Origin of the sequence: Pantoea sp. ICBG 1758, from assembly GCF_002928325.1 — a bacterium.
Classification (GTDB): domain Bacteria; phylum Pseudomonadota; class Gammaproteobacteria; order Enterobacterales; family Enterobacteriaceae; genus Pantoea; species Pantoea eucrina.
The window spans coordinates 113,125-126,402 of sequence record NZ_POWL01000006.1 but is presented as its reverse complement, the minus strand read 5'-3'; the positions used below and the strand labels follow the sequence as shown (position 1 = coordinate 126,402).

Annotated in this window: 12 protein-coding genes and 1 pseudogene; 2 read left to right on the top strand and 11 right to left on the bottom strand. The window is 57.9% G+C overall.

The genetic code is table 11. The annotated features are described in order from the left end of the window. Positions 1-30: 30 nt before the first annotated feature. From C1Y41_RS17285 to C1Y41_RS19940, 7 genes are all read right to left on the bottom strand, one after another. Positions 31-681 (bottom strand): methionine ABC transporter permease, encoded by a 651-nt coding sequence (locus C1Y41_RS17285; protein WP_104085963.1) that lies wholly within the window; start codon positions 679-681, stop codon positions 31-33. Then, a complete protein-coding gene (locus C1Y41_RS17280; RefSeq protein WP_104085962.1) occupies positions 665-1,768 on the bottom strand; it encodes a methionine ABC transporter ATP-binding protein in 1,104 nt (367 codons plus the stop codon). The genes C1Y41_RS17285 and C1Y41_RS17280 overlap by 17 nt, the downstream gene beginning before the upstream one ends. Before the next feature lie 2 nt (positions 1,769-1,770). After that, positions 1,771-2,577, bottom strand: coding sequence for a MetQ/NlpA family ABC transporter substrate-binding protein (locus tag C1Y41_RS17275; protein ID WP_104085961.1), 807 nt, complete (start codon positions 2,575-2,577; stop codon positions 1,771-1,773). Positions 2,578-2,601: 24 nt separating this feature from the next. Further along, positions 2,602-3,960: an LLM class flavin-dependent oxidoreductase gene (locus C1Y41_RS17270; RefSeq protein ID WP_104085960.1), complete on the bottom strand. Its 1,359-nt coding sequence runs from the start codon at positions 3,958-3,960 to the stop codon at positions 2,602-2,604. Then, positions 3,957-5,147 (bottom strand): SfnB family sulfur acquisition oxidoreductase, encoded by a 1,191-nt coding sequence (locus C1Y41_RS17265; RefSeq protein WP_104085959.1) that lies wholly within the window; start codon positions 5,145-5,147, stop codon positions 3,957-3,959. The genes C1Y41_RS17270 and C1Y41_RS17265 overlap by 4 nt, the downstream gene beginning before the upstream one ends. A 9-nt stretch (positions 5,148-5,156) precedes the next feature. Continuing rightward, positions 5,157-6,368, bottom strand: coding sequence for an SfnB family sulfur acquisition oxidoreductase (locus C1Y41_RS17260; RefSeq protein ID WP_104085958.1), 1,212 nt, complete (start codon positions 6,366-6,368; stop codon positions 5,157-5,159). Positions 6,369-6,622: 254 nt separating this feature from the next. Continuing rightward, positions 6,623-6,841: a hypothetical protein gene (locus C1Y41_RS19940; RefSeq protein ID WP_146065240.1), complete on the bottom strand. Its 219-nt coding sequence runs from the start codon at positions 6,839-6,841 to the stop codon at positions 6,623-6,625. 36 nt (positions 6,842-6,877) lie between these two features. Between C1Y41_RS19940 and C1Y41_RS17250 the strand changes: the two genes are divergently transcribed. Beyond that, the gene (locus C1Y41_RS17250) at positions 6,878-7,831 is read left to right on the top strand and encodes an Rpn family recombination-promoting nuclease/putative transposase (protein ID WP_104085956.1); all 954 of its coding nucleotides are present in this window, start codon (positions 6,878-6,880) and stop codon (positions 7,829-7,831) included. Positions 7,832-7,976: 145 nt separating this feature from the next. Continuing rightward, a pseudogene (locus C1Y41_RS17245) lies at positions 7,977-8,213 on the top strand (ISNCY family transposase); the annotation flags it as partial. 408 nt (positions 8,214-8,621) lie between these two features. Here the strand turns inward: C1Y41_RS17245 and C1Y41_RS17240 are convergent. From C1Y41_RS17240 to C1Y41_RS17225, 4 genes are read right to left on the bottom strand one after another with little or no spacing between them, the layout of a single operon-like run. Continuing rightward, positions 8,622-9,863, bottom strand: a complete 1,242-nt coding sequence (locus C1Y41_RS17240) for a M20 family metallopeptidase (RefSeq protein WP_104085955.1) — start codon at positions 9,861-9,863, stop codon at positions 8,622-8,624. Between the two features lie 10 nt (positions 9,864-9,873). Then, a complete protein-coding gene (locus tag C1Y41_RS17235) occupies positions 9,874-11,511 on the bottom strand; it encodes an ABC transporter ATP-binding protein (RefSeq protein WP_104085954.1) in 1,638 nt (545 codons plus the stop codon). Next, the gene (locus C1Y41_RS17230; protein WP_071669467.1) at positions 11,508-12,338 is read right to left on the bottom strand and encodes an ABC transporter permease; all 831 of its coding nucleotides are present in this window, start codon (positions 12,336-12,338) and stop codon (positions 11,508-11,510) included. The genes C1Y41_RS17235 and C1Y41_RS17230 overlap by 4 nt, the downstream gene beginning before the upstream one ends. Continuing rightward, positions 12,331-13,278 (bottom strand): ABC transporter permease, encoded by a 948-nt coding sequence (locus C1Y41_RS17225; RefSeq protein WP_071669468.1) that lies wholly within the window; start codon positions 13,276-13,278, stop codon positions 12,331-12,333. Before C1Y41_RS17225 ends, C1Y41_RS17230 begins: the two co-directional genes overlap by 8 nt.

The following is a 13,278-nucleotide window of genomic DNA, read 5'->3' as shown; positions in this document are numbered from 1 at the left end:
AAAAAGGCCGGGGGAACCCGGCCTCAGGGGCTAACGATGATTCAGCCGACGCGATAACCGATCGCCGCAGAGCTGAAGCAGGGTCACCAGCGCGACCAGCACCACGATCACGGTCACCATCACCTGCATATCGAAACGCTGATAGCCATACCGATAGGCCAGGTCGCCCAGGCCACCGGCACCGATGGCACCCGCCATCGCCGACGCATTGATCATCGTCACCAGCGTAATGGTGAAGCCGCTGACGATGCCAGGCCGCGCTTCAGGCAACAGCACATGCCAGATAATATGCCAGCGGTGAAAGCCCATCGCCTGCGCCGCTTCCGTCAGTCCTTTATCCACTTCACGCAGGCTCACTTCGGCAATGCGGGCAAAAAACGGAGTAGCTGCAAGGGTCAGCGGCACCACTGCGGCCCAGACGCCATAGGTCGTACCGACTATCCAGCGGGTAAATGGGATTAGCGCCACCATCAGGATCAGAAAGGGAACCGAGCGAAAGAGATTAACCATCCAGCCCAGCACCCGGTTGAGTACCGGACTGGGGAAAAGATCCCCGCGTCCGCTCACCACCAGAAGCACCGCCATCGGTAATCCCAGCAGCAGCGCCAGCGCCGAAGAGACCCCGACCATCAGCAGGGTATCCAGCAGTGCGCTCCATAAACGTTCAATAGCCTGTGACATAACCTGACACCTCCAGTTGATCGGCGATATGCGACAGCTGAGCGGTCACTGCCTGCGCTTCATGCCGGGCATCCAGCAGGACCAGCATCTGGCCAATCGGCTTCTGTGTCACCCACTCAATCGCGCTGTAGATCACGGTGATTTCACCCGGAATCAGGGCGCTCAGCGCACCGATATCCGGCTGAGCACCCTGCCCGGTGTAGCGCAGCCGCAGTAACAGCCGGGCATCGGGCTGCAGGCGGCGGTCGCTCAGGCGGCTGGCGACCGATTCTGGCAGTGTCTGATGATCGGGATTCAGCAGCTGTCGCGTGGTCTCCTGCTGCGGATCGCTGTAGACCTGCCAGACCGGGCCGCGCTCAATGATTTCACCCTGGTCGATCACCGCCACGTTGTGGCAGAGGTCGTGAACGACATCCATCTCATGGGTGATGAGGACAATGGTAATGTGGCGCTGCTGATTGATTTTCTTCAGCAGCGCCAGGATGGCGCGCGTGGTTTCAGGATCGAGTGCCGAGGTCGCTTCGTCACACAGCAGCAGCTCCGGGTCGTGCACCAGCGCACGCGCAATGCCGACGCGCTGTTTCTGTCCTCCGGAAAGCTGAGCGGGCCAGGCGTGCTGACGCGACTCCAGCCCGACCAGCGCCAGTAACGCATCCACTTTACGCGCCCGCTCAGCCGCAGGCACACCCGCAACCCTGAGCGGCAGCTCGATGTTCTGCCGGACCGTTTTGGCGGAGAGCAGATTGAAGTGCTGGAAAATCATGCCGGTGCTGCGCCGCCATTCGACCAGCTGGCGGGTCGTCAGCGCGCTGATGTCGATGCCATCGATGACAATCCGCCCGCTGCCAGGCTCTTCGAGCCGGTTAAGGCAGCGGATCAGTGTCGATTTGCCCGCTCCGCTGCGGCCAATGATGCCGAAAATCTCGCCGCGCTGGATCTGCAGCTGGATGTTATGCAGCGCATCGACCGCCTGACCGGGATAGCGTTTGCTCAACGCTTCCAGGGTAATGTGCGCGGCGCCGCTGGCCTGTGTGGCAACGGCGGAATGAGGTAATGGGCTGGTTTCCGGATAGCTAACGCTGACCATGATTACTGGCTCCAGCCCGGCTGATAAAGCTTGCCATAGAAACTGTCGAGGCTGGCGCGCACCACCGGCGAGTGCTGATAAATATCGACAAATTTTGCCAGGCGCGGATCGTTCTCATGCCCCTGACGGATCACGAACTGAATAACATATTCAGGGTGTTCCAGCCCATCAAACAGCAGCGCCTGATTGGGGTCGATCGTTTTGGCCAGACGCAGATAGTGCGGATAACCCTGCGCAAGATCGACCTCTTCCAGCGAGCGCGAGAGCTGCACCGCTTCAACTTCGATGATTTTCAGTTTCTTCGGGTTGCTGACGATATCGTCGGGAGTGGATTTGAGCCCGGCATTCGGCTTCAGCGTAATCAGTCCCGCTTTCTGTAAAAGGAGTAATCCGCGGGCACCGTTTATCGGGTCATTAGCGATGGCCACGGTACCGCCTTCGGGTATCTGGTCAATCGCGCTGTGCTTTTTCGAGTAGAGCCCGATGTTGTTGATGATGGCGGGCGCGTAGGCGACCAGATGGAAGCCACCGGACTGATTCGCATTCTCCATAAAAGGCTTATGCTGGAACAGGTTAACGTCGATGTCGCCATTTTCCACGCTGACGTTAGGGGCGGTCCAGTCGGTGAACTCGACCAGATCAACCGCGAGTCCCTGCTTCTTCGCTTCCGCCACGGCGGTTTCCAGCGGCGGGGCAAAGGCGGCAGTCGTCCCGACTTTCAGCGGTCCCGAATAGTCTGCAGCGGCAACGGCACTGAGGGTCAGCAGTATCGCGCCCAGCGCGGCGCGTAAGGGTTTAATACGTGTCATGATGATTCCTTGAGATTAAACAGTTCAACGGTGTCCGGTGGCATGACGCCAGTGCGCGGCCGGGTGACGATCGGGCAGGCGATCCTGCCGGAAAATTTTGTTGCGCAGTGAGCCGGGCTGATAAGCCGTTTTATAACGACCGCGCTGTTGTAATTCCGGTACGACCAGCTCGATAAAATCGCGGTAACTTTGCGGGTTGAGAATGCGTGTCAGATTGAAGCCGTCGATATCCCCCTCATCCATCCAGTGCAGCAGCGCGTCCGCCACCTGAGAGGGATTACCGATAATCAGCGGATAGCGGCTGCCCATGGCGTGCTGCTCCAGCAGGCGACGGCGGGTCCAGCCGCTGTAGGCCTGACTTACCGACTCAATCGCACGGGTTTCACCATTGACGATCGGCTCATCCAGGTCGAAGGCGGCCAGATCGAGACCAATTGAGCTGGAGAAATGGGCAATACCGGCTTCCGGGCTGGCATAGGCCAGATAGCTCTGGTGCTTCTCCTGCGCTTCGCGCTCGGTCGGGGCGACAATCACGCCGACACCCATAAAAATGCGTATATCGTCGGCACGGCGACCCGCTTCTACCGCAGCCTGGCGCAGACGCTTTGTCTGCTGGCGGATCGCGGCGGGTGTGGCGGCATTGACGAAGGTACACTCGGCATGACGGGCAGCGAACCGGATGCCACGCGCTGACGTGCCGGCCTGGAACAGCAGCGGCGTACGTTGCGGTGAAGGGCTGCTGAGGTGATAGCCCTCAACCTGATAGAACTCTCCCTGGTGCTTTACCGGGTGAATTTTGCTGGCATCGGCATAGAGGCGGTTCTGGCGATCTATCACCAGCGCATCATCCTGCCAGCTTCCCTCCCAGAGCTGGTAACTGACGTCGAGAAACTCATCGGCCTGGGCATAGCGCTGGTCATGCGCCAGCAGCTGCTTATTGCCCATTGCCCGCGCCGCGCTGTCCAGGTAGCCGGTGACGATGTTCCAGCCGATGCGTCCCTGAGTGAGATGATCCAGCGTTGAGAGGCGACGGGCAAAGGGATACGGCGCTTCATAGCTAAGGTTGGCGGTAACGGCGAAGCCCAGATGCTCTGTGACTCCTGCCATGGCGGAAACCAGCATCAGCGGATCGTTAACCGGCAGCTGAATCGACTCGCGCGCCGTCAGCGCGATCCCCTGCTGATAAACGTCATAGACGCCCAGAATATCGGCGATAAACACGCCGTCGAACAGGCCCTGTTCCAGCAGGCGCGCCAGATCTGTCCAGTAACGCAGCGTGTTAAATTCCGTAGAGTGATCCTGAGGATGTGTCCACATGCCGTGATGAATGTGACCGACGCAGTTCATATTGAAAGCGTTAAGCAGAACCTGTTTCTGGCTCATAGCGTGCCCCGGCGGGCGGGCAATACGCCATTGAGCAGATAGTTGCCTATCGCAGGATATTTCCAGCGTACCGGGTCGTGCAGGGTATGCGTGCGCGCATTGCGCCAGTGGCGGTCAAGATTGTATTCCCGCAGGCTGGCGCGTGTGCCGCCAAGTTCAAACAGCAGGTTCGCGGCTTCCAGAGACACCTCTGTTGTCCAGGCCCGTGCTTTGGCCACCTCAACAGAGGCCAGCGCGACCGTGCCGGCGTCGGGCTGCCGTTGCGCCGCATCAACGGCCGCTGCCGCCTCTTCTATCAATGCCTCGCCTGCCCGCAGCCGCGCAGCCAGACGGCCGGTACGATCAAGCGTTAAGGGATCGTCGCTGGCGCGGCTCACACCGCTGTCTGGCCAGGGTCTGGCACGCTGACGCAGAAAATCGAGCATATCGTTAAAGGCGGCCTGCGCAATGCCCTGATCGATAGCGGCATGCAGAATCTGGGCAAACGGCCCAAGAGCGGTGGGACGCTCAAAGGCCGACTGAAACGGCACGACATCATCTGGCTCGACCGGGACATTATCGAACAGCACGCTGCCACTGCCGGTGGTGCGCTGACCAAAACCACTCCAGTCGTCGATCACCGTAACGCCCGGTTGATGGCGCGGCACAAACACCAGCTGCTCTATGCCCGCTTCATCGCGCGCCGCAGTGGGAATACGGTCGGCGAACAGCGCGCCGGTGGCGTAGAATTTGCTGCCGTTGAGGACGTTGTTACAGATCGCTGTGGTACGCTGATGCGCGGCGCGGGCTGAAAATTCTGCCAGCGCATTTCCCAGATGGACGCCAGCCAGCACTTCACCGTAAAAGCGTTGTTTCTGAGACTCGCTGCCGTTAAGGCGCAGGACTTCCAGCGCGTAGAAATGGTTCTGCGGAACCTGACCCACTGCCGCATCGGCCTCGCTGAGCAGGCTAATCACCGAGGTCAGCGTGGCTGTCGACGCCGCGATACCGCCATAGGCTTCGGGCACGGTAATCGCCCCTAATCCGGACTGAAACAGTGCCCGCAGCGGATGATGCGGTAACTCACGTTCGCGATCCCGGGTTGCGGCACCTTCACGGAACTGCTGCGCCAGCTGTGCGGCGACATCCAGCGCCTGCTGTTCGCTGCGCACGCTCTCCGCAGGCTGTTTCGGCTGAACCTGACTCATACTTTCTCCTTAAATCCACGCATGACGCGCGGGATAGACTGCATTCAGGTAGTAGTTGCCGATAGCGTGGGTTTTCCAGCGCACCGGGTCGTGCAGGGTGTGGGTGCGCGCGTTGCGCCAGTGGCGATCCAGACCATGCTGTAGCAGCGTGGCGCGACTGCCGCCCCACTCCAGGAGCTTTTCGCTGGCTCGCAGGGCGATCTCCGTGGTCAGCACTTTGGCTTCTGCCACGGCAATTGAGGCGGCTGCGCTGTTTTCGGCTGTCAGCGCGGCCGGGTCTGTGGCGTCGAGCACGCGGGCCGCCCTTCGCAGCAGGGCATTGGCGGCGCTCAGTTCGGTACTGATGCGACCGATATCGGCAAGGATGTAAGGATCGTCCGTGTTGCGCGCCACGCCGGCATCGACCCAGGGACGGGAGTGATCGCGAACGAACGCCAGCGCATCGTCCAGCGCGCCCTGCGCGATGCCGGCATCGATCGCCGCCTGGATGAGCTGTGAAACGGCACCGCGCAGCGTCGGTTTCTCCGGCGACGGTAGCGGAATAATCCAGGCCGGATCGACCGCCACCTGATGAAGCCTGACCGTGCCGCTGGCCGTGGTACGCTGCCCCATGCCAGACCAGTCATCGACAATCTCTGCGCCTGGGGCAGGCAGCGGGATGAAAGCCATCACAGGCCTGTCATCATCCTGAAGAGCGGTGGTAACCAGAATGTCGGCAAACAGCGCGCCGGTTGAATAAAACTTCTCTCCCGTCAGAAACCGCGCGTTCCCATCTCCGCTCAGCCGGGCCTGAACATCACGCGTATGACGGGTATTTTTTTCAGGACCACCGTTACCCAGTCGGTTGCCGTTCACGACGGCCTGCAGCAGCGTTTGCTGCTGTTCCGGTTCGCCTTCGCCCAGGATGAACTGAATCAGCCCAAAGTGGTTCTGCGGGATCTGGCCCAGAGAGGGATCGCTGGCGGAGATAATGCGAAAAACCTCGGCCAGGGTCTGATAGTCCAGCCCGCCTCCGCCAAAACGACGCGGAACGCTGATACTGCCCAGACCAAGCCGGGTGAACTGATTCAGCAGATCAACGGGATAAATCCGCTGCTGATCGCGCTCAACGGCACCGGGCTTCGCCTGCTCAGCCAGCGATTGCGCCGCCTGAATAGCCTGTTCGCGTCGGGTGATGACCGCCGCCTGACAGGTTTCGGGTACAGTAAAAGAGAGATTCATGGCGTTTCCAGTAAAAAAAGGGCGTCAAAGCATGCAGGCTGAATTAAGCCCGTTACATTTATTAACAGAGTGAGAGCGATAATAGTCAGTTGTTCAAAACGAAGTAAATAGCGTGGTTATTACAATATCCGCAAAGCTAATCAGTAATTGAGCTTTGATTTTTATAGCGTCCCTGAGGGGATTTAATGGAAGTTTACTGGCAAACGCCTCTGAGATATTCAGAGGAAAAATATTCATTCCTGTTTAATTATGCTTTATTGACTCTCATTTTCTGGCAGTGCTGCAGAAGGGTGAACAGATATTTTCCAGCCCCTGTCATCCCACACGTAATAGAACAGGTAATGTATTTTGACGTGTGGGCCATATTTGAAGGCAAAAATATAAACGCCTTTGTCTGTCGCTTTATTACTGGCGTGCAAATAGTTTCGGATATCTGATGAAAATGGTTCCAGGCACAGCGCTTTTGCTGTCATGATATTATATTCTCGTTATTTGATGAGTCAGCACGGATGAAGAAGAAAAACAGCACGCCCACGCCTCACGACGCGACTTTCAGGCAATTTCTTACGCAGCCGCAGATTGCCCGGGACTTTATGGAGCTTCACCTCCCGACAGAACTGCGCTCGCTCTGCGATCTTAGCACCCTGAAGCTGGAGTCTGGCTCTTTCGTGGAGGATAATCTGCGGCAATACTTCAGCGATGTTCTTTACAGCCTGAAGACCACCGCCGGAGACGCTTACGTTCACGTGCTCATTGAGCACCAGTCTTCCCCGGACCGGCATATGGCTTTTCGCCTGCTGCGCTACGCCGTGGCCGCCATGCAGCGCCACCTTGAGGCCGGGCACAAGAAGCTGCCACTGGTGATACCCGTGCTCTTCTATACCGGAAAACGCAGCCCGTATCCCTATTCCACCCGCTGGCTGGATGAGTTCGACAATCCGGCAGTCGCGGAGAAACTATATGGCGGCCCCTTTCCGCTGACAGACATCACCGTTATCCCGGATGATGACATCATGAATCATCGCAGCATGGCAGCGCTTACCTTACTACAGAAGCACATACACCAGCGCGATATAGCCACGCTGACCGACCGGCTGGCCACACTGCTGATGGCGGACTATCTTTCTTCATCTCAGGTGACAGTGCTGATACACTATTTACTGCAGGCAGGAGAGTCGGCCGACTCTGAAGCCTTCGTTCGCGAACTGGCACAGCGTGTGCCGCAACACGGAGATGCACTCATGACCATCGCACATCAGCTCGAGCAGAAGGGCATTGAGAAAGGCCGCATGGAAGGCCGCATGGAAGGACGCCAGGAGGGGATTCAGCTTGGCGAGCAGCAAGGCATTCGCGCAGCAACCCTGAAAATTGCGCGAACCATGCTACAGAGCGGTCTTGACCAGAATATGGTTATGCAGATGACCGGCCTGACTGAGGATGAGCTGGCGCAAATTCACCACTGAGCAGCCCGGCCATTTCTGAGCGATCTTTCAGGTATTCAGATATGTTTTCTGAAGCTTCCGGTTCCTTTCAGGAGAAGATGTTTCAGCAATCATCGTCGCTCTCTTTTTCTTTTCAGTTTGGCAGGAATATAATCCCTGGCGATAACGAATCCCGCAACACGGAGATGCACTCATGACCATCGCACAGCAGCTCGAGCAGAAGGGCATTGAGAAAGGACGCATGGAAGGCCGTATGGAAGGTCACCAGGAGGGGATTGAACTTGGCAAACGCGCAGCAAGCCTGAGAATTGCGCGAGCCATGCTACAGAATGGCTTCGACCAGAATATGGTCATGCAGATGACCGGCCTGACTGAAGATGATCTGGCGCAAATCCGGTACTGACTGCTACGCAGATCGTTCTTACTTATCGCCAGGCCGTCAGATTTAGCCTCACCCCTGCTTTGCTGGCCGGATCTCTCTTTTTATCGCAGATGATACTGCCGATCCGCCACATTGGGCTTTCAGTTATCAGCCTCCGTTAATCGGGATTCAGCCCGCCATAACGGCTTGTTCATCGTCTGATTCAGAGCCGCATTGCTGTATATCTGTATGTAACCTGTTCTCTGCACCAGATATCCACTATAGACAGTAAACTCGCTTTTCGGGGTCCGCTGAAAAGAGGTTTTGCCGCGACGATTTGCCGTTGTTATTGTTTTATAAGCGTTTTTGGCACTCAGCCCATAAAGCCCTGAAGGCTCACTAACGCCCCTCTTCCCTCTACAGTGGTCAGTCGCACAGCTTCCTCCGCAGTCATACATCGCGCTTCACTGGCTGTTCATCCTGCTGGCAGATATCCAGAATGGCGAGCAGATAGATGCGTACCATATCAAGATATTCGCTTATCTCGACGCGCTCGTCAGGCATGGTGTTGTACTTTCCGCCGGGTCCGCAGACGATACCTTCCATGCCCGCATGCTGATAAAAGTGTGCTGCATCGGTACCATAAAAGGCTGGCGGTGTGATCGCCCCGGTGGGCTGCTCGGTGCCGCGCACGGTTTTCCAGGCGCGGTTTACCGCCTGCACAATCGGTGACGCCGGTGAGACTTCAAAAGGCAGCATGGTGGGCTTGTCGCGGATACCGTCATCAAACAGCTCCGCTTTCAGGCCTGGATACTGCTGACAGAGCCTGTCGAGCAGCGCCTGAAGATCGGCCAGCACGCCTTCAACGGTCTGGCCGGGTGCAAAACGCGCCGATCCTTTCAGACGGACAAAATCAGCAACCTGCGGCGGACGCCACTCCTCCAGCCCTCGCCCCAGCGCACCGTGCACTGTACCGATATGGCCGCGATTAATTTTCCGATGTTCGTCGCTTTTAGCGCCGCTGAAAATCATGCCGTTGATTTGCGGAATCAGTTCAACTGCGGCGCTGATAGCATCGACCGCCTCTTCCCGTTTTGAAAGGTGACGCGTATTACCGGTTAGCTCGATGGTAAACATCAGCGAACCGGCATGCATGGTTAACGCCTGTAAATCGGTGGGTTCAGCATTGATAAAGTAGTCAGCGCGCACGCCCTGCTCTATGGCTGCCAGCGTTCCTATCCCGCCCTGCAACTCGCCCACAACATACGTGAGGATCACATCTCCTTTGAGCTTTACGCCGGCATCAATGAGCGTCTTCAGCGCGCAGAAATAGGCGGCATCGCCTGCTTTCATATTGGAAACACCGATACCGTAAATGAACCGATCGTCAATTTTGCCGGCCCAGGGATCGACGGTCCAGCCTTCGGTAACCGGGTTGGTGTCAAGATGCCCGTTAAACAGCAGGCTGTGACCGCCGCCGCTGCCTGCCAGACGCCCAATCGCATTAAGACGATCGCCCGTCACCTTCTGCAGCTCTGTTTCCAGCCCGAGCTGCGACATCTGTTCAGCCATAAAGCTTGCCAGCGCGCGTTCGCCGTCGGTGGCACTGTAGCTTTTGTGCTGCACCATTTTGGCCAGGAAAGAGAGACAAAACGCGCGATCGATATGATGGATTAACTGTTCAGGATTCATGTGCTTCTCATTAAGCGACGGACGGAGACAAATCGGGAATATGCACAGCGTCAAGGAGCGCACGCGTATAAGGGTGTTGCGCCAGTGACGACATATTCCCGCCGGGCAAAACATCGACCAGATCGCCGCGATACATCACCGCCACGCGGTGGGCAATCTGACGGATCAGGTTGAGATCGTGGGTAATAAACAGATAGGCCGTGCCATAGCGACGGCGTAGCGTCAGCAGCAACTCAATGATGGTGGCCTGCACTGATACGTCGAGCGCAGCGGTGATCTCATCGCAAATCACCAGGTCCGGGGGATTGGCAAAGGCGCGTGCAATGGCCACGCGCTGTTTCTGTCCGCCCGAAAGCGCATGGGGATAGCGAGTGGCAAACTCCGCCGGCAGACGCACCTCTTCAAGCAAACGTGCTACCGCCTGCGCTTCCGTTTCGCCAGGCGGCAAGCCGTACAGACGAAGCGGACGCGCAACTATCTCACCGATGGTCATACGGGGGTTGAGTGAGGCATCAGGATGCTGAAATATCATCTGTACGCGGCGGCGATACGCTTTGTCCATCTGCGCAGGGCCCTGCATTCCCGAACCACAGAAATTTAACTCGCCGTGAAACGGCACAAGTCCGGTAATGGCTCTGCCCAGAGAAGATTTTCCGGAACCCGATTCGCCGACCACACCCAGAATTTCCCCCTGATGCACGGTCAGCGACACCGCATTTGCGGCGCGGGTGGTATTGGCCTCGCGCTTCAGCAGGCGATCGATAAAGCCGTGGTGGCCATAATGGATGGTGAGGTTATTCAGCGTCAGCAGCGGCTGCGTGCCCGCAGCATCCGCGATCAGCCGGTGCTGTGGATTCGGCACCGCCGCGATAAGCCGGCGGGTATAACTGTGCTGCGGTGCGGTGAAGAGCGTTTGTGTCTCTGCCTGCTCGACGATACGGCCTTTTTCCAGTACGCAGACGCGGTCGGCCACTTTTGTCACCAGTGCCAGATCGTGCGAGATATAGAGCGATGCCACGCCCGTCTCCTCGCGCAGGCGTTCATAGAGATCGAGAATTTGTGCGGAACTGATCACATCCAGGGCCGTGGTTGGCTCATCAAAAATCATACAGGCTGGCTGACAGGCAAACGCGGTGGCAATCAGGATACGCTGTTTTTCCCCACCCGAAACCTGATGCGGGTAGCGTCGCATCATACGTGCCGGGTGTTTGAGTTCTACATCATGCAGCAGGGATTCAGCCAGCTCCTGCGCTTCACGGGCGCTCAGCCTGCGGTGGCGCCGGAGCACTTCTGTGACCTGCTCGCCCAGTGTTAACGTCGGGTTAAGCGATGCGCCCGGATCCTGAAAGATCATGCCGAGCTTCGCCCCACGCAGCGCCAACAGTGCCGGCGCCGCTAAATTCAGAAGGCTGTCACCATTAAGACGGATATCCCCGCTTTTCTCCTGCGCGTTGTTCGCCAGCCAGCGCATGATTGCCCAGCCAAGGGTGGTTTTCCCGGAGCCGGATTCCCCTACCAGCCCCAGCACTTCACCGGGCATCACCTGTAAATTGATATCACGCAGTACGGGCAGCGCCTGCCCGTTTGTGAGCCGGTAATCGAGGCTGTAATTTTCTACCGACAGCACCGGTGCAGTTTGTACAATCATCCGTGGCTCCGTGGGTTGAGAACATCACGCAGGCCGTCGCCCAGTAAGTTAAAGCCAATGGCCACCAGTGCAATTGCCAGGCCTGGAATCAGCATCATCCACGGCGCGCTGAAGAAGTAGGTTCGCGCTTCTGACACCATTAAGCCCCACTCCGGTTCAGGCGGTTGGGCGCCTAAACCGAGAAAACTCAGGGTGGCAAACAGCATGATGGCAAATGCCACGCGGATGGTGGCCTCAACAATGATCGGTGCCAGAATATTTGGCAGCATCTCGCGCAGGATGATGTAGTGGGCTGCTTCGCCGCGGGCGATAGCCGCATTAATGTAGTCCTGCTGACGCGCAGCCAGCGCCACGCTGCGTGAAATGCGCACCATACCGGGTACAAAGGCGATGGTAATAGCGAGCACCGCATTCATGCTGCTCTGCCCCAGCGTGCTGACAATCAGCAGCGCGAACAGCAGACTCGGGATAGCCATAACGGCATCCATGGTACGCATCATAAATTCGTCGGTTTTGCCGCCCAGATAGGCACTTGCCGTACCCAGCACCGAGCCAATTACCATAGCGAGTGCGGTCGCCAGCAGAGAGAGCAAAATCGTAGAGCGCGCACCCACCAGCACCCGGCTAAAGATATCGCGCCCCATCTGATCGGTGCCAAACCAGTGTTCTGCACCTGGCGGCTTGTAGCGTGTCAGGATTGAGATGGACTCGGGATCAAAGGGCGCTACGTGCGCGCCGCCGGCCACCATAAGTAATGCCAGCAGGATGATGAGAACGCCCGCTGCGCCCTGCGGTGAACGGAGTAAACGTTTTAAAATGTCAGGCATAGGAAATCCGCTTATCCAGAATGACGTAGGCCAGATCGGCAAGAAAGTTAACCACCGAATAGGTTGCGGCAAGGATCATGACGCCAGCCTGAATCACCGGCAGGTCACGCGCCTGTACTGCGACGATCAGCTCACGACCGATGCCGGGGATGGCAAAAATCTCCTCCACGACCACAATACCGCCCAGCAGATAGCCCACATCCAGCGCCACAATGGTAATGGTGGGCAACAGACCGTTGCGCAGCGCGTGACGCCAGAGGATACGCCGGCGCGACAGTCCTTTAAGCCAGGCGGCACGGATGTAATCGGTATGCAGCACATCCACCATTTCTGAACGCACCATGCGCGAGACGTGCGCCACCAGAATCAGGGCAACGGTGACAGCGGGCAGGATCAGGTGCTGTATCCCGCTTACAAAATCCTCGCTGAGCGGCACATAACCCGTCGCGGGCAGAACCTGCCAGACGTCGGCAAAGAGCAGCAGTACCAGCGTTGCCGTAACAAATTCGGGAAAAGAGATACCCGCATAGGAAATGACGCTCACCAGCACATCGGCGGTTTTCCCGCGTCGCACGGCCGCCCAGATGCCGAGCGGAATAGCAACGATCAGCATGAGTATCAGCGCGCAGGCCGCCAGCAGCAGCGATCGCGAAAGCGCCGTCAGCAGTGCGGGAGCCACCTCCAGCCCGTTGCGCATGGAGACACCAAAATTACCCTGCAGCGCCTGCGTCAGCCAGTGCCAGTATTGCAGCCATGCCGGGGCATCCAGCCCCAGGCGCTCACGTACTGCCGCCAGCGCTTCCGGCGTCGCATTCTGCCCCAGCAAGGTAACAGCCGCGTCAGCCGGCAGCAGCTGTGTAATACCGAAAACCAGCAACGACACTACCAGCAGGGTGTAGATCATCAGCAGAAGGCGTTTAAGCAGATAGCTTGCGGTCAC